The sequence below is a fragment of the Pseudoalteromonas umbrosa genome (genome assembly GCF_030125375.1).
Classification (GTDB): domain Bacteria; phylum Pseudomonadota; class Gammaproteobacteria; order Enterobacterales; family Alteromonadaceae; genus Pseudoalteromonas; species Pseudoalteromonas umbrosa.
In genome coordinates this window covers 355,193-374,940 of sequence record NZ_JASJUU010000002.1, presented here as the reverse complement: position 1 = coordinate 374,940, position 19,748 = coordinate 355,193, and the positions used below count along the sequence as shown (strand labels likewise).

Below are 19,748 nucleotides of genomic sequence, written 5' to 3'. Positions count from 1 at the left end.
AATTTACCGGTAGTCTTCTTCATCAAAATACAGGTGTTTTAACGTACCGCAATTCACAAACTTATACATTAGCTCTGAGCTTTTTGGTACACGCTTTGACGTTTTAAATTTCTGCATACATGCATTCGTTAAATCAACAAAAATTAAGTGATTAAAACTCGGTGGCTGGGTTAATTTATGGATGTAAATCCGCTCAGATTTATTGATCTCAATACTGTCATACTCTTGCCATTGAGAAGCTGCGGGTAAATCTTTTAATTTGCGTGCATATAGCTTTTTGCTAAAAACAATGGTGCGATCACTGTACACTTTAAAGCCGTCGCGTTTATAGTTACCTTCATATACATCGGCGACAATATTGACTTCTTCTCCGCGCTCTAGACGCTGCAAGTTGAAAGGCTTTGGTTTGATGGTGATGAGATCTGAATCTCTGACAAGATTTAAAAAGGCGACGTCTGGGTTATCAATCTTATACACAATTTGAATATCACTGGGTAATTTATAAGACGCAAAGTTGGTAGCGTAGATTTTGGAACCCCGGTTCATCAGTACCATACCATGCTCACCTTGATAGGCAGGGTTTAATGGCGGGAGCTCTTTTTTTTCTTCTTTAGCGAGCGCAATAAAGCTAAAAGCAAAGATGAGCGTGAACAGAAAAATTTTTTTCATAGTATTTCCTTTGTGCTTCGGACTTGGGCTGAGTATAGCAAGTGCTCAGTGAAGCGCTACACAGCCGTTTTGACTATCAGGGGCTAGTTCTTTATCAAGTTAGGCTGCCACGTCTTCGATACGGTTGTGATGCAAGTTGTACTGACAAACCCTGTCGCGTCCACGTTGCTTAGCTGCATATAAAGCTTTGTCAGCGCAGTTCATCCATTTTGTTTGTGTCAGGTCATCAGCACTTGCACATAAGCCCAAGCTGACGGTGATAGTTTGATTATCGAGTAGGGCGAGAGATTTGATATTTGCCCTGAGTTTTTGTGCGACTTTTTGCGCTGTTTTGAGATCTGTATTTGGGAGCAGTACGACAAATTCCTCTCCCCCAACACGAAACAGTAAATCTGTTTCTCTGATCTGTTCGCGAATATCAGACACCAAGTTGATAAGTACTTCGTCACCTTTCGCGTGACCATATACGTCGTTTATTTGCTTAAAATGGTCCACATCAATCATGATCAGTGTCGAGTCATAGTGGTAGTGCACCTTATTTGCCAACGCGTCTTTCAAAAATAGGTTGAGTTGTCTTCGGTTCAGCGCCCCTGTGAGGGCATCTTTGCTTGACTCCTCTTTTAATAGCGTGTGCAGGGCATCAATATGTTTGAGTAACAAGTGGACTGAGCAAGCCGTGAGTAAATAGGCAAAGAAAAACCTCAGCGCATCCGCCATATCATAATTCAAAAACACATAGGTGGTTGCGGTGAGTAGTAATGCACAATTAAAGAGAATGGATGTGGCCAACGGAAATGCGAAGCTGATGATAATACTCACAGGAAATACCCAAAAAATAGTGCCAGCGCCCAAGGTAAAAAGCGATAATGCGACACATGATATGGCTAAAGTAGCAATAATATGCTCATGAATGGGCAAGGCACGGCCTTTAATTAATGCGTGTGCATCGGCAATAAAAGCGCACACAAAAATCAAAATGAGTGTACCGAGGGCATGCTCACCGATAATCAGGTTTTTGATTGCTAAGGGGGTAAACACTGCCAAAATGATTAACGATAAAAGCGGAAACACTCTGCCTTTACCATCAAAATAGGTGTTTAAACGCAGCGAATACTGACTGTTACTTTTTACTGGCACGCGACATACTCTCTACCATAATTTATGCACTGTCACCCTAATAAATATATATAATTTATTCTTACTTTAAAGGTTTTTTGTGTTAATTATTTGATAACTCTTTGTGTCGTTAATACAGGGGGGTTATCAGGGTCAACCAAGTGTCTAAATGATTTGGGCTGTTGATGTACTTTTGGCTTATCCGCTGTGGTTTGGTTGCTACCAATATACAGCGGATTGATCGGTATTTACGTTCGAAGTGTCGATGACTTGCTGTCAGAACACCTATTGTAAAAACTCAGTTTTGGCTTGGCGTTGAGAAGCTAGCTGTGCGATAGCTTGATCATTTGGCTTTTGATCGATTAAGCCTTCATGGGCTAACAGCCATTGCTTACGTAGCACGCCACCTGCATAGCCTGTCATTTTACCATTGGCGCCTATTACTCTATGACAGGGCACGATCAAGGTAATCGGATTTCGGCCATTGGCACCGCCAACTGCGCGCACAGCTTTGGGGTTATTAAGCTGTTGTGCTAATTCTAAGTAAGATAAACTCTGGCCAAATGGGATGGTCGTTAAAGCCTGCCAGACTTGTTTTTGAAAAGACGTGCCTTGCCAGTCAAGGTCGAGATCAAATTGCGTCAGCTTCTGGTCAAAATATGCAGATAATTGCTGTTTACACTCTTGCAATAATGCGCTGGGATGTACATCAGACGTTTGCTCCCCGCAAAATATCAGTTGGCGCACGCCGATATCAGATGCCTTTATTTCAATCAGCCCCAGTGGGCTTTGAAAATAGTCTGTGTACAAGCTCATAATTGACTCCATAGTTGAAAAGTGAGGTAGCTGCGCCAAGGTGAAATTTTTTTATCATCAAATGCTTGTTGTGATTTTAGGGCTTTGATCACACCAAGGTCGGAAGCCAGAAAAATATCCGGGTCGCTTTGTCCACGCATTTTGGCATAAGCGACTGTCCAAGGGCCAATTCCCTTAATCGGTAACCAGTCATCTGCATTGTCGGTCACATCGTTTTGTGAAAAATGCTCAGCAAAGCGGATCAGCGTTTGCCTGCGTGCGGTGGGCATTTTTAAAAAAGCCAAATCACTGGTCGCCATTGCTTTTGGGGTTGGGAAAAACGCCTGTTCTTCATGTTTTTCTCCCAGCTCGTGTACCAGCTGAGTGACCAAATTTTTCGCTGCTTGCACTGAGACTTGTTGTCCAAGTATGGCCCGTACACCTGCTTCAAATAAGCTCCAGATCCCGGGTAACCTTAGCCCAGTGACCAATGTAAACTCATTGGGTAGTGCATTTTTCAAATCCCCTTCAATTTGGCCCAAGTCGGCGTCCAAATCTAAAATACGGCGGATATTGTTTACCACAGGTTTAAGGTATTTGATTTCGTCTATTTCAATGTCTACTTCAAAACAATGCTTTTGATCACAGTGCTTGGCAGTGAATTGCCCTTTGCAATCTTGCCAAAAAAAGGTGCGGCCATAGCTATCGTCCGTTACCCATTCAAGTCCGTCGATTTGGCGCTTGGACAAAAATTGCTGCATTTTTTGCCAGTTGAAGGGGGGACGATAATAAAGCGTCAATGTAATGTTTGAATTGCTTTGGTCTTGCTGTTTGCGCATTTTCGTGGGGGTCAGCTGTAACTGGTTTTTAAAGCAGTCATTGAAGCGACGTATACTATCGAAGCCGCTTGCCAAGGCAATTTCTGTGATAGGGAGCTGAGTTTGATGCAGTAATTTCTTGGCGAACAGGCATTGCTGATATAACGCATAAGCTTTTGGCGACACCCCAAGGTGCTGATTAAATAGCTTACGAACATATCGGTCACTGACGCCAAGCCGGCTGGCAAGTTGAGGTAAGGAGCCCTGTTGTAGCGCACCTTGATCTATTAAGTGAAGGGCTCTGTCTAATGTTGTGCCAACCCCTTTCCATGGTGCAGAGCCAGGTGCACTGTCTGGCCTGCAGCGTAGACATGGACGATACCCCGCCTGTGCTGCGGACATTGCAGTACTAAAATAAGTCACATTTTCTTCTTTAGGAGGATGCACAGGGCAAGTGGTACGGCAATAGATACCTGTGGTTTTTACTGCAATAAAAAACTTACCGTCAAAGCGCGGGTCTCTTGAATGGCGTGCTTTTTTACAGATTTCTACATCTAACATCAAATCAGTCCTTCCTCGTCAATGAGGTAAGTATATGCGAATTACCCTCTACTACTGGCCAGTTTCGGAACTCACTGTTGGTGTTGAATGGAAAAAAGTCACACAATGGCATACGCCATTATGTGACTAAACATTGTATTAGCGGATGTTCGCTTTGATTTCGTCAAAGCTGTGCTCAATCAATAATTGCCCGTTTTTGAATACAGTTTTAAGTAAGTTCTCGCGGTTGCCCAAATCACTCTCACGAATGGTCTTCATCCCTTTAACCTTATCGTGAACCACTGCAAGGCGACCTTTTTTACTGCGTTTTCCGTGATCTGTGATGGGATCTTTAAATACATCATGCCACAGGCCTTTGACTTTGACAGCGCTTGCTTTCATGGCAAATTGCATGGTGTCTCTATCGAGTTTTTGCAGCAGCGCACCGCCCATGCCAAATGCGATATTCTCAGCGCTTTGTTGCTTGGTTTTCATGGTGTGTAAAATTTCGCGAATGCTGTTTTCTGCAATGCCATCCCCTTGGATCACACGAACGCAATCAGGTAATACACGATAGCCTTTGCTATTGATGCGATAGCCAAACTTTACCATCAACTTTTCGATGGTTTTGGTAACCACTTCTACAGGTTCGCCACTGTCAGGGCGGATCACCAAAGTGCCACCTGTTTGCTCTACTTGCTCTTTCAGCTCATCGCCCCAGATGTTATCGATAGCATGCCAAAGGTCGTATGAATCACTGACTACTGCGACGAGCTTTCCAGGGCCTGAAAATTGTTTGAGCATATTCTCATATGCTGCTTTTTCGCCGTTTTTACCCCATGCTGTAATGGTACTGTGCTCTGCCGCAGGAATTGAAAACCCTGGCATAGTTGCGTCATAAAATCGTCTTGCAGCGACAATGGCACTGAGCGTATCTGTACCCATAAAATTGAGTAAGTGCGCAGCGCCACCCACAGCAGCTGCCTCTTCAGTGGTTGCGCCGCGCGCACCAAAATCATGTAGCTTAAATTCAAGCCCATCTAGTGAGTCAGCCGTTTCGGCCAAATATTGCTGAATAATTTGTTTGCAGTGGTAAGACACAGTGGCAACTGTGGTTGGGTACCAAATTGCGCGCAGTAGGGCGGTTTCAACATAGCTGGTTAGCCATGCGCATTTGGGGTCGGTATTAATAACTTGGACCAATGCATTACTGATAGGCACAACGCTCCCTTCAGATAAAGCTTGGATTTTTATGGGCAGCAAGCCTTGGTGTTTGTCGACTATGTGTCGCCAACCAGCCTCATGAAAAGGCACGCCATGGGCCTCTAAAATGGTTTTAGCATCATCAACATCTTGATGCGTGAGTGGGGTAGTTAAGTACTGTTTAATGAACATTTGTAAACCAAAAAACAGCGCTTTGTCATATTGCCCACCTCGAGGCTCAATATAGCTAGATACTTGGCTAGTGCCTTCTGGATACTGCTTAAAGTGTGAGGCTTTGTAGCTATCTGCGTTAAGTATGATATTAGTCATGATGGAGTTCCTCCTATCTATTTGCTAACTGGGTCTATCCCAATCGGCATTGGCATTTACATACCGGTTAATTCTTGAATGATAAAGTAATGATCTTCAAATAATTTACTTGGCTCTAACTCTGCAAGCGGCACCCACATGGCATGCTTGGCGTCATCCCCGCCTTTGACTTTGGGCAGTAATTTATTCGGCGCCAAATCAAAATAAAATGCATGAGTGATAGTGCGTCCTCGTGCCGATCTATTTGGGTCATCAAATACTTGTTGTTGCTTCATTGACCCCATTAATACCGGGGCAGGGACCTTTAACTTGGTTTCTTCTCTGAGTTCTCTCAAACAAGCATCAACAAGCTTTTCACTGCCATCGACAAAACCACCGGGTAGCGCCCACAGCCCTTTTCCAGGGCGTGCTTTTCGTTCAATTAGCAATACATGGCCACTTTGTACGACCACCGCATCGACGGTGACAAATGTCGGCGGGTAAGGGGCGTTTTGCCATGCTTGGCGATATTTTTCGATGAAGTCATGCTCGCTTTGAATGGCAGAGTAGTCATCGGTTCGCATAAACTTGTCTAGCGTATCACGCACAAAGTGAGGTAACACTAGGGCATTTTGCGAAGTTAAAAAATCTTCACCTTGAGATGAAAAGAGTTGCTTCCGAATTGGCGTGGCAGAGATAGATTGGTAGTTTTCTACAGGAACCGATCCCCATTGGGGGAATAAGTTTAAGTAGTAAGATGACTGGTCTTTACTGTGACCAATTAAACCTACTTGAGGCGTTTTGTGTGGCACTTTATGTTGCGCGGTAATGATACCTTTAACGGTTGTTTGCACGTTACGAACCCAAGAATCGTCGTTGTAGACAGTATCCATTAGAGGAGCGATGTGGACTCGATTGTTTTGTTCAGTGGTGAGTGAACCGCGGATCATTAACTCTCTTTCAGAGCATGTCCATGGGTTTCTTACTGTTCTTGGCTGGTGGGCAGAGCCACACAAAATGATAAGATGTTCAGCACGCATCAACCCTTCTTGTATCACAGCTAAGTGACCTTGATGAAAAGGCTGAAAACGGCCAATAAATACGAGAAAGTCGTACTTTTGATCGTGTTGTAATGTCATTGCAGCAAACCCCTTGCTGTTGTTGTAAAACGCGACGCAGGTCTATCCCGCTTACGTTGTGATTATCGAATGGTTCCCACTCGATAACGCTACAATGACACAACACCGTTTAAATTTCAAACATGAATATTCACTAAGTTTCCATCTTCAGGCAAACCGAGTTGAGACTTTAAGTCAGATAAGAGTACTTGCTTTTGCTCATCATTTAATTGATTAGTATCTTTTTCGGACAATGCGTCACTTAAATAATCCACGACTTGCTTTAAATCCACTTGTGGAGAAGACTTGTCTTTTGGGGGCTTTGTTGGTGCGCCTGCGAGTTCGCCAACTGCTTTGGCATCAAAGCCGAGTTCAGACATCTGCTCAGCCAATGCTTTTGACGGTTTAATACCGGCTTCACTGAAACTGTTTACGATGCTTTGTGCATCGGCTTCCGACAAGTTTTCAGGGTCAAACTGTTCCAATGTTTCTTTGATAGTACTTGTTTGCTGCTCAGATAATGTGATCTGAGGGCGACTTGCTTGTGCAGAGTGTGAATATGATTGCGTAGCTTGTGTGATCATGGGCAATTAGCTCCAACAGGTTAGTCATTTTATTTTGACTACTAATTGCGCAAATAATGTGGAAGCGCGAATGATAACTCGCTATTTCTGGCAAGAACCATCTTTACTTTACTCTTCATTATTTTTGATATCATTTCTGTCTAGTACTTCTTCAATTTCAGGTTCGATGTATTTCAACTCGCCTAATTGGTACGGGACAGATAAATCGAGGTTGAAAGCATAGATTTTTTGTAACTGCTGCTGCACAAAGTTTTGCTTGATAGTGTCTATATTATTCTCTGCCCAAACCTCAATGGAGTCAGAATGTATAAATCCATCTGGATGGTTTTCTACATCATGCAAAAGCTGTTTCCACATATCCCCGTGAGTCGCTGCGGGCGTATCGAAAGTAAGCTCAATGACTTCATTCATCCAGCTTAGCCCTTTATTTTCATACGCTTCCAAGACGCTTTTATGCAAATCCCTGCGCTCGCTTTCATTGGTATCTTCATCATGATGTACTACAAATTCCTGGTCTTCTGTCATAAAGTACTGAGTATGCGCCCATTTATCTGTTTGTTGTCCTAGCATGGCGAAAATATTCTCACTATTAGACTTATCTACTTCTTGTAACATGGCAAAGAAACTGTCTTGCTCAAAAGGTTTGATGGTAATGGCCATATCAACGAACCCTGCATTTGTTACAAAATCACCTTGGCTAATATGTTGATTGAGTTCTAATAATTGGCCATCATGCATTTTATTGTTATCAAGCAATTTAACGTATTGCATCAGGTGAGAAGAGTAATCGTTTAACTCCCTTAATCCCAGATCTTCAAATGGGCCGTATTCAACTCGTAGCAATGGGCTTTCAATACCATCCTCACTTAGCAGCCCCTCAGGCGTGAAGGGAGGCGTTCTATCGTGTGCTTTATTTTGTTGAACTAAGTGAGCCATAACGTCCAGTGAACTACTGAGCACATCATCTGATAATGTGCTTAATGTTGAGACGATGTCTTCACTGTGATCGCTGATTAAGTTGGTGTACTCATTATAGCGCGGCGCAGATGTTAGGACTTCGGCCAGTTTTTCTAATTCATCGTCATTTAAACGTTGGCTCAGATTGAGTAATTCTTTCGTGGGTTTTACAAATGAAAATCGAATTTGTCCGTCTGAGGATAGTCTGTCTTTTTGTGCTAAGAATGCATCAATATCGCTTTGCTCTGTGAGCTCTCCATATTGAAACCTATTTTCCTCATAACTATCAGCTTGAACCCTGTATACACTGACATAGCCAAAAGAAACCAAGTCCGGTATTGCTTTAAAGAATATATCATCTATGACATCTTTGAAAAAATCGTCGTTTTGAGAAGTTGAAAGTGATACATGATAACCAGCGCCACTGGGTAATGTATTCGATTCATACCTTGAGTCTGCATCTTTGAGTGCTGAATTGAGAGGCGTGTTTTTATTGTTGTTAGAATAGCTATGTGCACTGCCATGAACTGAATTGACCAGTCGATTAATCATCACCTTATCCTTTAGAGTCTGATTTACTGATCTATTAATCGGCCAACCCTGTTATTTCTTTAGGTACGATTTGCCTAAAATACGCTCAAGGATAAGTCAATAATGAACTTTAATAAATTAGTGTTTGATTGTGGCGCTATTGTGGCTGCGCTTTGCAATGAATATGCGCAGCGCCATAAATGTTGTAACGCCTGCAACCAATGCGCATAGAATATGGTGTAGCACTAAATGACTCACAATAAATGTTGGAATATCTTCAACGCCATCGATAAAAAATGCCTTTATGAGTAATCCGATATAAGCACTTAAGTGACCAAATAGGACTACTAAGTATATTTTTTTGAATTGATTTTTCGTTGTTTGCACCATTTTTAATGGGGCATATTTTATAATTAATAGCGCGAGTGCTGCGAGCAAGATGCTAATAGCACCTAAGCCTAGAAGGGACGTCTTAACAAGCACAATTACTAAAATATAGGCCAAAAACATTTTTTAAATTACTCTGAATTAATGACTGAGCGATGCTATGTTAAAGCTCTTTTATTTGTCTATCTGAATTGCTTTGAGAGGTTATCAGATTTTATTTGTGAATCGTATTGACTCAGCCCATTGAAGGGTACATAGTAACCATTCTACTTCACAGGATAATAAGAAATCACCATGAAATTGCTTTCCAATACACATATAAATTGCAAGTGGCTCTCTGTCACATGGCTAGGTGTGTAGCGGTTTAGCGTTTTTCTAACCGCGACGATGAATGCGGTTAGCTTATCTTGAATAAATCACCCCATTTATCGTCCTTAATTGATAAGGATAAATAGAAATGCCCGTGCAATTGTCTTATGCATTTGTCGTTTTAATTTGGTCTACTACACCGTTGACAATTGTCTGGAGTAGCTCATCTATGGCACCGACTACTAGTGTATTACTAAGGATGGTTATAGCTTTAATACTCGCATCAGTCGTAGTGAAGCTTTGTAAAATTAAAATGCATTGGACAAACACTGCATGGCGCTTATATGCCTATTCAGGCGGAGGGATTTTAGCTGGTATGATGCTGTCATATTTGGCATCAAAGACAGTTCCTTCCGGTGTCATATCTTTAGTATTTGGTTTGGCACCTATTATCTCAGGGGTATTAGCGCAGAAGCTTCTGGGAGAGGATAAGTTTACAACGGTAAAAAAATGTGCGCTTGGTTTGGCATTAGTGGGCATGTTTTTAGTGTGCTTTACTCAACTCCAAGAGTTACATATTGAGCCTTTAGGCCTGATATACGTCTTATTTGCGACTATCAATTTTAGTATTAGTGGCATTCTTGTAAAGCGAGTTAGCATTGTGATTCACCCAATGGCGACAACTTTGGGTTCCTTAATTGTAGCTGTTCCTGGCTTTTTGATTATGTGGCTGTTGGCGGGCGCACCATTTGATGTTGATAGATGGAGTGAAAAGTCAATGTGGTCAACTTTGTACCTCGGTATTTTTGGCTCGTTCTTTGGATTTTTAGCTTATTTCCATATTTTACAAAAAATGAAAGCCAGCACCGTTGCATTGACAACTTTGATCACACCAGGACTTGCAATGACATTAGGGGCTCAGATTAATAATGAGTCGATTACACCATTGTTATTGGTAGGTACGATTATCATAATCTTAAGCCTGACTTTATATCAGTTTGGAGGACAGATAAGCGGATTGTTTCGGGTCAATAAAAAGGCGTCTTAAATCAAATAAGATGAGAGAGCTATATAAGTTTCCTTCGAAGTTTGCAATTATATTAACTTAATCAGTGTTTATTACAAATTGTATGAAATTCAAACCACAAAGAAATAACAGGTTTAATTTCCATAACATTCTGTGGTAAAAATAGTAACATCGGTGAAAATTATAATTATAAGCTTAGGGACAATGAAATTAGCATTCGAAGACTTTCAATTTGATATTCAGGCGCTCACGTTATTAAAAGATGGACGAAAAATCTCTCTAAAAGAGAAACCCGCGCAAATTCTAGCTTTATTAATCACGCAGCCAGATAAGATCCACAGTAAGGTTGAGATATTAGAGGAGGTGTGGCCAGGGAGAACGGTTACAGAGCAGGTCGTATTTCAAAACATTGGCCATTTAAGAGCGTTATTTGGTGATGAAGCAATTAAGACCTTTTCGAAAAAAGGTTATCAATGGCAGTTACCTTGTGACCCTGTGGATGGCCACGTGCAAGAATCTAATGTTGCTCAAGAAAACGAAACACACTCTAGTACAGACTCAGAGGCTATCAACACAGCACAGCATACACCTGAAAGCATAACTACTCAGTTGCCTTGGAGACTCATTGTTCCTGCGTTTGTTGCTGTCGCTGCCATAGGGGGCTTTTTAGCGTTTTCCTAAATAACGCCTTGGTATGTAGTCGCTACCAGAAAGGATGATTATTTAAAAGGGTTTTAAGTTTAAGGGGTATGGATGAAAATCTTGCAGTAAAGTATGCGTATATTCCTCAAGAAACTAAAGAACAACACTTCGCTGGTTAAAATAGCAATATGAGCTTGTTTTGTTTATATCAAAGCGTAGAACATAGAACTTAGTTTAATTTTTTTTGTCAAAGATAGGAATAAAGGCGTTATATTAGGACATATCTGACCTGTTTTTAATGGTGCCTTTAAGCTAGCCTGCGTGCTAGGCTATTTTGACCAAAAGGAGTGTTATTTGACTACGATAGCATACCATCACTCAACGCAAATCATTTGTGTTGATAGTTTAACGACCACATCGCAAAGTATCGTGACTGACGAGGCACAAAAGTGCCAACGCGTTTATAATGGTTTTGTTTTTGCAACAGGTAATTGCACAGAAATATACCATTTACTTAGTAATTGGAAAAAAAACTGTTTTGAGGCGATAAATTGCACATTTTTCTTTATTAATAAACGTGATGAAGTTTTTTACGGCGAAATCCGATATGGAAAACGTTTCTTAGAACCTTTACAGATGAATTGGGCGATTGGCTCTGGTGCGAATTGGGCGATTGCTGCAATGGACTTTGGAAAAAGTGCAATGGAAGCTGTTCAGTATGCGTGTAAAAGAGATAAGTCATCTGGCGGCACCGTGCACAGTTTTAGTCTAAAAAATACATCGAAATGGCTACCTTTTTGCGCAGCGCCACAACATATAAAGTTAATGCCTGATGCTAATGTTGTTTGAGTGCTAAAAGTATACTTATTAGGTTTGTGTTGTGGTAAGTGCCAAACTCAATTGTCTGTTTAATTTTTTGTCGAGTAATTTTAAATGACGACACTATATATTACCGGCGCTGGTGTAAGTGCCGAAAGTGGTATTCCTACATTTCGCGGCGAGGATGGTTTTTGGACAATTGGCAGTCGTAACTATACGCCTCAGCAAATGGCGACACGTACCATGTATGAAGAAAATACCACTGAATTTTTAAAGTGGTATTACCATCGCTTTGTTACATATCGGCATCATGGCCCAAACGAAGTGCATCATTGGCTAGCAGATAAATTATTGGTAACGCAGAACATAGATGGGTTAGATGGCAAAGCTGGTAATGATGATTACATTTCTATCCATGGCCGAATTGATAAAATGACCAAATATCACGTTCAAGGAGAAGATGTAGAGATAGAAACAGCGCCTTGGGGTTTAGTTGATGAAACTAATTTAACTTCATCCTTGTTAGAACTCTTTAAAATTTCTAGTAAAGGGCCGGAGCTTAACGTCTCTTTGAAGCCTTTTGTGCTGCTGTTTGATGAGTTTTATACTGATTTATACGGTATTGGTAGAGCCCAAAAGCGTATGTGGGATGCCAGTAAAATTGTATTTATGGGTACATCTTTTAGTGTCAATATTACGCAAATGGCGTTAGATATTGCACGTCATAAAGACATTCCGGTAGAGGTTGTTGATCCAGAGCCAACTCATATCTTGCATAGCCAAGTTAAATACTTTCCTATGACTGCAAAGGAATATATAGCGTATGGCAAAGATACCTGAGTATCACGGTGTTGCTGAATTAGTGACTAAGCGCCTCGTACTGAGACAATGGCAAGAAATTGATAAAGGCCGTTTTGCACAAATGAATGCAGATCCAGAGGTGATGCGTTACTTTCCATCTAAATTAAACATCGATGAAAGCAATGCGCTGTGTGATAAAATTGCAGCACTGATAGATGAGCGTGGTTACGGTTTTTGGGCTGTAGAGTTGCAAGAGGGTAATGAAGTTACAGTCACTAGCCCAAGCACAGACAGGTTTATTGGCTTTGTAGGGTTACATTGGCAAACAAGGGTAAATCCAAAACATCCTTTTATGGAGATCGGTTGGCGGTTACATCGTGATTTTTGGGGCCAAGGGTATGCATATGAAGCTGCTCAAGCGGCTCTGAAATTTGCGTTCGAGTTATTGTCTGTGGAGCAGGTTTACGCGTTCACGGCTTTACAAAATAGACCATCGCAACAATTGATGCGACGCTTAGGTATGACGAATTTAAATAAAAACTTTGCCCATCCAGATTTACCAGATGGGCATGTTTTACAGTCGCACTGTTTATATGGGGTGACTCGTGATGAGTTTGAGAATAAGCAGTTAGTGTAACTGACACACTTGGTTGATATCGACTTGATAATAGCTTGCGACAATCAGTAGCGTTTGATTTTGTGCATTAAGCGTGATGTTACGGTTTTTCATGGCGGCTTTCACTTGAGCTAGGTTATTTTTAAGTACAGGTGTATTGTCTGATTGCTCTGCCTCAATTAGCGCAAACAGGGCTGTGAGTTCATGTTCGGGCAGCAGTTGTTCATCGAGACTATAAATAAAATAGCACTCCAATGGCGTTAACTTGTTTTGATTACGCACGCGTAGTGTATTAGCCAGTGATTCATTGCGTTCAAATAATAATAATGAACGAATGAAATTAAACGGGGGAGGGGACTGCTCTGTATTGGCAAATAAGGCGTGTAAAAAAGTATTGCCTTGATGATTTGTCTGTGTGAATGAGTCCGATGCTTGCAGTGCGGGCATAAAAAAATTCACTCTGTCATTATTATTTAGCCCGGCAATAATTCCTGAAGGCAGACCATGCGCTGCGATACATTGTGCAGCGATATTCTGATAATCGGCATAACGATTAGGTTGCGATTCACCGGTTTCATAGCAAAATTTAAGTTGTGCAGCACGGCCTTTGTCATCTTGCACTTGATATGCAGAGAGTATTTTTGACAGCTCTTTGCTTCGAATAGCTAAGATTAACTCAGCAATGGCTTGGTCTTGGGTTTGATTTTTGGATGCCTGCGTCATGAATGTTTATCTCCTAGCAGCGATGCGATGACTATCGTAATCTTACTCTTTTTTTTACACCATAAAAACTCGCGAAAATTCCCTTAGCTTGAAAAAGATACAGAGTGACCACATAGCAATGTAACAGTTTAACAAAGGACTAACGAGTATGGACTGGCAAACTAGCGTGCTGATCATGCTTTGCATATTCGGTGTTGTTATATTCATGTATCGTGCGGTGAGTTGGGCCAAGAAAATGCCCAAAGGCGCTTTTTTATTTATGGCTTTAATGCCTTTAATTGCGCTATTTCCAATTCCGCCGCCACAATTTAAGAATATAGATAAAGCCAAGCAAGAACAGCGGAAAAAGCAAAAATCTGAAGAAGATTAATGCATCACTTGATATTTAAAATAACAATAAAGAGAGTAAAACTATGTCGGGAGAAACCAATTTATCGGTGCTGCTAGCCAGTATGGAGCCTGTTTTATCTACGCAGTTGTATGTCTATTGTGTTGTATCGGAGCGGCAACTAGTGGATCTTTCGCTGAGCAAGATACACGGTATGTTCCGAGAAAAAGAGGGGATCACTGTGATCACCAGCAAGACGTATGCACAAGAGGTGAGTATCAATTATCAAGGGGACTATCGCTGTATTACTTTAAATGTGCATTCAAGCTTAGAGGCGGTTGGCCTGACTGCCTCATTCGCAACAGCATTGGGAGAAGAAGGACTCAGTGCGAATGTCGTTGCAGGGTATTATCATGACCATATTTTTGTACAAAACGAATGTGCTGACAAGGCCTTGCAGTGTTTAATAAAGTTGTCTGAAAGCCATCAAGAGACGTAGTCTTTTATGAAAAAAGGCTACCATTGTAGCCTAGCAAGTTGGGATAAAGCAGGGCATTTAATCTAGCGTCAGCACAATGCGTCCTTGAATATCGTTTTCTAGCATTTGATCAAAGACTTGATTGATATTGGCTAGAGGTTGAGTTTGTACAATGGCACGAACTTTTCCAGCGGCGGCAAACTCAAGACACTCGATGAGATCTTGCCGCGTTCCGACGATACTGCCTATAACACTGATCCCTTTTAATACCGTATCAAAGATAGGGATCGGTAGTGAATCATTGGGAAGTCCAACCAAAACGCATTTACCGCCGCGTTTGACACTTTGATATGCACTGTCAAAAGCGTTTTTTGAGGTAGCTGTACAGATAACCGCTTGCACGCCGCCAAAATTTGATTGAATATGCGTAGCAGGGTCGGTTTTTTGATAGTCGATATAATGATCGGCCCCGAGCTCTTTGGCCAGAGCAAGTTTATTGTCACCCGTATCCACTGCAATCACATTTAAGCCCATGGCTTTAGCGTACTGAATTGCTAAATGCCCAAGCCCGCCAATGCCAACAATAGATACCCATTGCCCCGGTTTAGCTTCACTGACCTTGAGTGCTTTATAGGTTGTAACGCCTGCACAGAACAAAGGCGCAGCTTCGACAAACCCCAAATCAGCGGGCACTTTCACAACATAGTTGGCATCAGCTAAACAATATTCAGCATAGCCACCATCAACTGAGTAGCCGCTATTTTGCTGCTGAGGACAGAGGTTTTCGTCTCCTTGTAAGCAGTGCTCACAATGTCCACACGCTGAGTGTAACCAAGGGATACCAACCTTATCGCCAACCTTTAAATGGTGGACATCATCTGCTTTCTTTTCAATGACGCCAACACCTTCATGACCGGGGATAAGCGGCATTTTTGGTTTTACAGGCCAATCGCCATGACAGGCGTGTAAATCGGTGTGACATACCCCACAAGCTGCGATTTTAACTAAAACTGTTCCAGGTTGGATTTGTGGCTGTGCAACAGTCTCTATGCACAGCGGCGCTTTAAATTCATGAGCAACGGCTGCTTTCATGGTAGATCCTTTTGTAAATAGAAGACAATTGATTGTGCTGACATTGAGTGTATCTAGTTTTGAACTGTTGGGGTTGATCCGGCGCAATGTTTTACGCTTGATGAAATGGGTATCGTGTTTAAGTTCACCTTCAAAGTGAAATTGTTTCTCTGTCTTTTTTTTTGCTATGCCTTAAAGTGGACATAATCGAATCGGTACAGCCCGTGCCAAAGTATAAGGAATTAAATTGAAGGATTTAACACAGGGTGAGATATATAAGCACCTCACATCCATGAGTGTGCCCATTATGATGGGTATGTTTATACATACTTTAAATTTTATGGTTGAGCTTTATTTTGTGGGTCAATTGGGCAGCGCCGCCTTAGCTGGGGTAGGGAGCGTTGGCGTGTTAGTCTTTTTTGTCTTGGCTGCAACGCAAGTACTTAATGTGGGTATGGGTACATTGATCTCTCATGCTGTAGGGCGAAAAGATAAACAGCATGCCAATATTTTGTTTAATCAAGGCATACTCATATCCATCTTGTGCATGATTGGCATGATATTATTTGGGCTATTTGCAGCACCTGTTTACTTTGGTACTTTGGCACCAGATACTGTGACGTTAGAAGCCAGTCTAGATTATTTTTACTGGTTTTTGCCTGCATTAGTGCTTCAGTTTCCTATCACTGCTATTGCTGCAGCATTGAGGGGAACAGGCGTTGTTAAGCTACCCATATTGATTAATATTATTGCTGTAATCATCAACATGTTGCTGTCTCCTCTACTTATCACAGGCAAAGTCTTTGGCATGGCGCTCGGGGTAGCCGGTGCGGCAATTGCTAGCTCAATTGCTATGGCATTGGGCTTTTTGGCACTGTGCTTATATTTGAAATATAAAGAGCGTTATTTACGTTTGACCTTTAAGCAATGCTTGCCAAATGGGGTGGAAATTAAACGTATTATAGGGGTAGGTCTACCTGCGGGTGGTGAGCTGCTATTCACATTTTTTTATATGTCCGTCATTTACTTGGTTTTGCGTGATTTTGATTCTTCTGCACAAGCAGGTTTTGGTGTGGGGGTTAGAGTGATGCAGGCACTATTTTTACCCGCTATGGCTGTGGCGTTAGCCGGCCCTGCAATTGCAGGGCAAAATTTTGCGTCTGGCAATCCCTCCCGTGTTTTAAATACCTATCATCAAATGGCGTGGATGACTTGTGGATTGATGCTGATTTTAAATGGGCTATGTGTGTTTTACGCTGATGTTTTCATTACGCCTTTTTCAAATGAACGAGAGATTGCTGCCGTCGCGACTGGTTTTTTAAGCTATGTTTGCTTTAACTTCATACCTGCTGGATATGTACTTACCGTGTCAGCCATGTTTAAAGCATTAGGGAATGTTTGGCCTGCATTGTTGAGCACAGTGTTCCGGTTTATTTTATTTTCAGCGCCAGTGATCACATTGTCCATAATCACTAACATTAGCTTAGAAACAATATGGCTAATATCCGCAGGTTCTGTATACATACAAGCGGTTGTCAGTCATTTTTTACTTAAAAGAGAATTGCACAAAAAGGGTGTGCAGTTTATGCCCTATGGTGAATATGAAGTTCAGCAGCGTCCATCTTATCGAGTTTAGATATAGCTAATAATTCAGCATTACTATGAAGCATCAGCCCCTCTGACTTGAAAAACAAATTCGCTGCCTTGGCCGAGGCGACTATTAACTTTGATCTCGGATTTAATGAGTTCGATGAGTCGTGCTGTGATGGCAAGTCCAAGGCCTGCATGAGACTTTTTACAGCCGCGTGTATTACTCGCTTGATAACGCGCTTCAAAAATATAAGGTAACTCTTTGGGGCTTATTCCAACGCCTGTATCTTGCACGGCGATACTGTAAGCTTTTTCGGTGGCGCAAATTGAGATACAAATATTGCCTTTTGCTGGTGTATGGCGCAGTGCATTTTCAACTAAATTGCTGAGAATTCGCTCTAACTTTGCAATATCAGAGTAGACGGTAAAGTCGCATTCAACTGGGTACACACTTAATGATATATCTGCTTTTTGCGCTTTTAATGCGAACTTAGCGAGTACGTCATAAATAAGCTCGCCAAGATTAAACACTTCAAAGTTGACTTTAGACTGTCCTGATTCTAAATGAGCAAGTTCAAAAATCTGATCGATGAGGCTTTTTAACTGATTGCAGTTTTTAAGCGAAATCGCAAGGTACTCTTGCTCATTGCTGCCCGTCGGAGGATTTTTTTCTATGAGCTCTAAGTAACCTTGTAGTGACGCAAGTGGCGTACGCAAATCATGAGATAGATGCGCTAACAGCTTGCGACGTTGTTCATCTATGGCGGTTAGCTGCGTCATTTGCTGATTTATCGTTTCTAGCATGCTGTTGACACTTTGCCCGACGAGATGAATTTCGTTGTGTTTGGATGGCCAAACTAATGTGTTAATGGACTGCATATCAAAATCATTTTTTTCAACTTTTTGAATAAATTGGCTAAGCCGTTTTAGTGGTCGAGTCATGGTACGAAATAGCAGCAACAAAATGGCAAATAGAAAAACGGCCATGGCGATTAGCCAAGCGATGCTTTGCGCTAATTGTTCAGAGCTTTTTATATGCGCGCTGATAGAGTCGGCAATTGATGAGCCGATAATGACATATAAGTATCCTTGTAGCTTGTCTCCGTTATACACGGGGGAGACGGAAAATATTTTGTTTTGCTCAACCGAACGCGGGTCATCACCATATACGGGCAGCTTGGTCGGCTCGTTAATAAGCTGAATAAGCGGTCTTAAATCAACAGATTGCCTTTTTACTTCACCGGGCTTTGCTGAAAAAGTAAGAAGTTTGCCACTTGGGTCGACAAAATAGAATTCAAATGCAGGTCCAAGTACCATCAGTGTATGAAACAAGTTCTCAAGTGCTTTGTAATCATAGACGCCTTGCTTAAGTAGCGGGTTATCTTGCGCTAAATGCTCGGCAAGCCCTAAATGTAATTGTTGCTCCGCTTGGGCTCTGGAAATAGAAGAAAGGTTTTGTGTCCAGAACACAAACGCAGAGACTGTGAGCATGAATACACCAGTAATGATTAGCGCAAGACGGTGATAGAGTGAAAAGGTCATAACCTGTCCTGTTGCAAAGGCTTAGAGTTGAGTTTATAGCCAACGCCCCAAACGGTTTCGATGATCGCTTGGTCAGTGAGCTTTTCTATTTTGGTCCGTATACGATTAATATGAGAATTGACGGTATGTTCATAGCCTAAATGGTCGTAGCCCCAAACAGACTCCAGTAATTGCGCACGGGAAAATACCTGATTGGGGTGTTTGACGAAAAATAGCATAAGCTCAAACTCAGTTGCGGTTAGCTCCAACATCTTTTGATGTAAAGATACTTCATGGCAGTGTGGATCAACTTGCAGATCACCCAGTTTTATTGGTGCCGAAACACCCTTAGGTATTTCAATAGACTGTTGTGCTTCTAACAGCTTTATGTGTCTTAACTGTGCTTTGATACGGGCTTGAAACTCACGATAACTACAGGGTTTACATATATAGTCATCGGCCCCCACCTCCAAACCTATGACGCGGTCCATCTCGCTGCTTTTTGAAGTTAACATGACAACACTGATTTTGGGGTGGAGTGTTTTTATTTCTCTGCACAATGTTAAACCATCAACGACTGGTAGCATGACGTCTAACAATACAATGGCATAGTGTTGTTGCGTTAGTTGAGACATAACACCTTCTCCAGTCGCAAGGTGATCAACTTCAAGGTCAAGCTCGTTTAAATGTACTTGAAGTAAACGAGCGATGTCTAAATCGTCTTCGACAATGAGCACGCGTTGATGCATAGACTAACCTCCTGCCTGTGATATTGCACAAGCAAACACGCCCCAGC

21 protein-coding genes are annotated in these 19,748 nt (G+C 41.8%); 8 read left to right on the top strand and 13 right to left on the bottom strand.

Annotated elements, in window-relative coordinates:
* Nucleotides 1-3: 3 nt before the first annotated feature.
* The 9 genes from QNM16_RS08940 to QNM16_RS08900 all read right to left on the bottom strand — a co-directional run bounded on the left by QNM16_RS08940 (nt 4) and on the right by QNM16_RS08900 (nt 9,078).
* Nucleotides 4-669, bottom strand: a complete 666-nt coding sequence (locus QNM16_RS08940; RefSeq protein WP_284020159.1) for a hypothetical protein — start codon at nt 667-669, stop codon at nt 4-6.
* A gap of 99 nt (nt 670-768) precedes the next feature.
* Nucleotides 769-1,806, bottom strand: coding sequence for a GGDEF domain-containing protein (locus tag QNM16_RS08935; RefSeq protein ID WP_284020158.1), 1,038 nt, complete (start codon nt 1,804-1,806; stop codon nt 769-771).
* 264 nt (nt 1,807-2,070) lie between these two features.
* Nucleotides 2,071-2,601, bottom strand: a complete 531-nt coding sequence (locus tag QNM16_RS08930) for a methylated-DNA--[protein]-cysteine S-methyltransferase (protein ID WP_284020157.1) — start codon at nt 2,599-2,601, stop codon at nt 2,071-2,073.
* Nucleotides 2,598-3,959 (bottom strand): DNA-3-methyladenine glycosylase 2 family protein, encoded by a 1,362-nt coding sequence (locus QNM16_RS08925; protein WP_284020156.1) that lies wholly within the window; start codon nt 3,957-3,959, stop codon nt 2,598-2,600. The genes QNM16_RS08930 and QNM16_RS08925 overlap by 4 nt, the downstream gene beginning before the upstream one ends.
* Before the next feature lie 138 nt (nt 3,960-4,097).
* Entirely contained in the window at nt 4,098-5,471 is a 1,374-nt protein-coding gene (locus QNM16_RS08920) for a nicotinate phosphoribosyltransferase (RefSeq protein WP_284020155.1), read from the bottom strand.
* 56 nt (nt 5,472-5,527) lie between these two features.
* Nucleotides 5,528-6,589 (bottom strand): bifunctional nicotinamide-nucleotide adenylyltransferase/Nudix hydroxylase, encoded by a 1,062-nt coding sequence (locus QNM16_RS08915; protein WP_284020154.1) that lies wholly within the window; start codon nt 6,587-6,589, stop codon nt 5,528-5,530.
* 116 nt (nt 6,590-6,705) lie between these two features.
* A complete protein-coding gene (locus QNM16_RS08910; RefSeq protein WP_284020153.1) occupies nt 6,706-7,152 on the bottom strand; it encodes a hypothetical protein in 447 nt (148 codons plus the stop codon).
* A gap of 108 nt (nt 7,153-7,260) precedes the next feature.
* Complete coding sequence (locus QNM16_RS08905; RefSeq protein WP_284020152.1) at nt 7,261-8,661, bottom strand: hypothetical protein; 1,401 nt, start codon at nt 8,659-8,661, stop codon at nt 7,261-7,263.
* Nucleotides 8,662-8,778: 117 nt separating this feature from the next.
* Complete coding sequence (locus QNM16_RS08900; RefSeq protein ID WP_284020151.1) at nt 8,779-9,078, bottom strand: hypothetical protein; 300 nt, start codon at nt 9,076-9,078, stop codon at nt 8,779-8,781.
* A gap of 406 nt (nt 9,079-9,484) precedes the next feature.
* Between QNM16_RS08900 and QNM16_RS08895 the strand changes: the two genes are divergently transcribed.
* From QNM16_RS08895 to QNM16_RS08875, 5 genes are all read left to right on the top strand, one after another.
* The gene (locus tag QNM16_RS08895) at nt 9,485-10,384 is read left to right on the top strand and encodes a DMT family transporter (RefSeq protein WP_284020150.1); all 900 of its coding nucleotides are present in this window, start codon (nt 9,485-9,487) and stop codon (nt 10,382-10,384) included.
* A gap of 183 nt (nt 10,385-10,567) precedes the next feature.
* Complete coding sequence (locus QNM16_RS08890; protein ID WP_284020149.1) at nt 10,568-11,044, top strand: winged helix-turn-helix domain-containing protein; 477 nt, start codon at nt 10,568-10,570, stop codon at nt 11,042-11,044.
* Nucleotides 11,045-11,359: 315 nt separating this feature from the next.
* Nucleotides 11,360-11,854, top strand: a complete 495-nt coding sequence (locus QNM16_RS08885) for a proteasome subunit alpha (protein WP_284020148.1) — start codon at nt 11,360-11,362, stop codon at nt 11,852-11,854.
* A gap of 84 nt (nt 11,855-11,938) precedes the next feature.
* Nucleotides 11,939-12,664 carry an SIR2 family NAD-dependent protein deacylase gene (locus tag QNM16_RS08880; protein ID WP_284020147.1) on the top strand — a complete coding sequence of 242 codons (726 nt, stop codon included), beginning with the start codon at nt 11,939-11,941 and terminating at the stop codon, nt 12,662-12,664.
* Complete coding sequence (locus tag QNM16_RS08875; RefSeq protein WP_284020146.1) at nt 12,648-13,262, top strand: GNAT family N-acetyltransferase; 615 nt, start codon at nt 12,648-12,650, stop codon at nt 13,260-13,262. The genes QNM16_RS08880 and QNM16_RS08875 overlap by 17 nt, the downstream gene beginning before the upstream one ends.
* Here QNM16_RS08875 and QNM16_RS08870 read toward each other — a convergent pair.
* Nucleotides 13,254-13,964, bottom strand: coding sequence for a hypothetical protein (locus QNM16_RS08870; RefSeq protein WP_284020145.1), 711 nt, complete (start codon nt 13,962-13,964; stop codon nt 13,254-13,256). The genes QNM16_RS08875 and QNM16_RS08870 overlap by 9 nt on opposite strands.
* A 148-nt stretch (nt 13,965-14,112) precedes the next feature.
* Between QNM16_RS08870 and QNM16_RS08865 the strand changes: the two genes are divergently transcribed.
* Both QNM16_RS08865 and QNM16_RS08860 read left to right on the top strand, forming a co-directional pair.
* The gene (locus QNM16_RS08865; RefSeq protein WP_284020144.1) at nt 14,113-14,334 is read left to right on the top strand and encodes a hypothetical protein; all 222 of its coding nucleotides are present in this window, start codon (nt 14,113-14,115) and stop codon (nt 14,332-14,334) included.
* 43 nt (nt 14,335-14,377) lie between these two features.
* The gene (locus QNM16_RS08860; RefSeq protein WP_284020143.1) at nt 14,378-14,791 is read left to right on the top strand and encodes an ACT domain-containing protein; all 414 of its coding nucleotides are present in this window, start codon (nt 14,378-14,380) and stop codon (nt 14,789-14,791) included.
* 57 nt (nt 14,792-14,848) lie between these two features.
* Here the strand turns inward: QNM16_RS08860 and adhP are convergent, their stop codons facing one another.
* Nucleotides 14,849-15,862: an alcohol dehydrogenase AdhP gene (adhP, locus tag QNM16_RS08855; protein ID WP_284020142.1), complete on the bottom strand. Its 1,014-nt coding sequence runs from the start codon at nt 15,860-15,862 to the stop codon at nt 14,849-14,851.
* Between the two features lie 226 nt (nt 15,863-16,088).
* Between adhP and QNM16_RS08850 the strand changes: the two genes are divergently transcribed.
* On the top strand, nt 16,089-17,477 hold the full coding sequence (locus QNM16_RS08850) for an MATE family efflux transporter (protein ID WP_284020141.1): 1,389 nt from the start codon (nt 16,089-16,091) through the stop codon (nt 17,475-17,477).
* Between the two features lie 23 nt (nt 17,478-17,500).
* On the opposite strand, the gene QNM16_RS08845 is transcribed toward QNM16_RS08850, so the two are convergent.
* Together QNM16_RS08845 and QNM16_RS08840 are read right to left on the bottom strand one after the other, a co-directional pair.
* Nucleotides 17,501-18,973 carry a HAMP domain-containing sensor histidine kinase gene (locus QNM16_RS08845; RefSeq protein WP_284020140.1) on the bottom strand — a complete coding sequence of 491 codons (1,473 nt, stop codon included), beginning with the start codon at nt 18,971-18,973 and terminating at the stop codon, nt 17,501-17,503.
* Nucleotides 18,970-19,701, bottom strand: a complete 732-nt coding sequence (locus QNM16_RS08840; RefSeq protein ID WP_284020139.1) for a response regulator transcription factor — start codon at nt 19,699-19,701, stop codon at nt 18,970-18,972. Before QNM16_RS08840 ends, QNM16_RS08845 begins: the two co-directional genes overlap by 4 nt.
* Between the last annotated feature and the right edge of the window lie 47 nt (nt 19,702-19,748).

Coding starts and splice junctions, on each gene's coding strand:
- QNM16_RS08875 (WP_284020146.1), top strand. CDS start 12,648: ATGGCAAAGATACCTGAGTATCACGGTGTTGCTGAATTAGTGACTAAG.
- QNM16_RS08860 (WP_284020143.1), top strand. CDS start 14,378: ATGTCGGGAGAAACCAATTTATCGGTGCTGCTAGCCAGTATGGAGCCT.
- QNM16_RS08925 (WP_284020156.1), bottom strand. CDS start 3,959: ATGTTAGATGTAGAAATCTGTAAAAAAGCACGCCATTCAAGAGACCCG.
- QNM16_RS08940 (WP_284020159.1), bottom strand. CDS start 669: ATGAAAAAAATTTTTCTGTTCACGCTCATCTTTGCTTTTAGCTTTATT.
- QNM16_RS08880 (WP_284020147.1), top strand. CDS start 11,939: ATGACGACACTATATATTACCGGCGCTGGTGTAAGTGCCGAAAGTGGT.
- QNM16_RS08915 (WP_284020154.1), bottom strand. CDS start 6,589: ATGACATTACAACACGATCAAAAGTACGACTTTCTCGTATTTATTGGC.
- adhP (WP_284020142.1), bottom strand. CDS start 15,862: ATGAAAGCAGCCGTTGCTCATGAATTTAAAGCGCCGCTGTGCATAGAG.
- QNM16_RS08845 (WP_284020140.1), bottom strand. CDS start 18,973: ATGACCTTTTCACTCTATCACCGTCTTGCGCTAATCATTACTGGTGTA.
- QNM16_RS08890 (WP_284020149.1), top strand. CDS start 10,568: ATGAAATTAGCATTCGAAGACTTTCAATTTGATATTCAGGCGCTCACG.
- QNM16_RS08840 (WP_284020139.1), bottom strand. CDS start 19,701: ATGCATCAACGCGTGCTCATTGTCGAAGACGATTTAGACATCGCTCGT.
- QNM16_RS08895 (WP_284020150.1), top strand. CDS start 9,485: ATGCCCGTGCAATTGTCTTATGCATTTGTCGTTTTAATTTGGTCTACT.
- QNM16_RS08870 (WP_284020145.1), bottom strand. CDS start 13,964: ATGACGCAGGCATCCAAAAATCAAACCCAAGACCAAGCCATTGCTGAG.
- QNM16_RS08905 (WP_284020152.1), bottom strand. CDS start 8,661: ATGATTAATCGACTGGTCAATTCAGTTCATGGCAGTGCACATAGCTAT.
- QNM16_RS08865 (WP_284020144.1), top strand. CDS start 14,113: ATGGACTGGCAAACTAGCGTGCTGATCATGCTTTGCATATTCGGTGTT.
- QNM16_RS08920 (WP_284020155.1), bottom strand. CDS start 5,471: ATGACTAATATCATACTTAACGCAGATAGCTACAAAGCCTCACACTTT.
- QNM16_RS08930 (WP_284020157.1), bottom strand. CDS start 2,601: ATGAGCTTGTACACAGACTATTTTCAAAGCCCACTGGGGCTGATTGAA.
- QNM16_RS08910 (WP_284020153.1), bottom strand. CDS start 7,152: ATGATCACACAAGCTACGCAATCATATTCACACTCTGCACAAGCAAGT.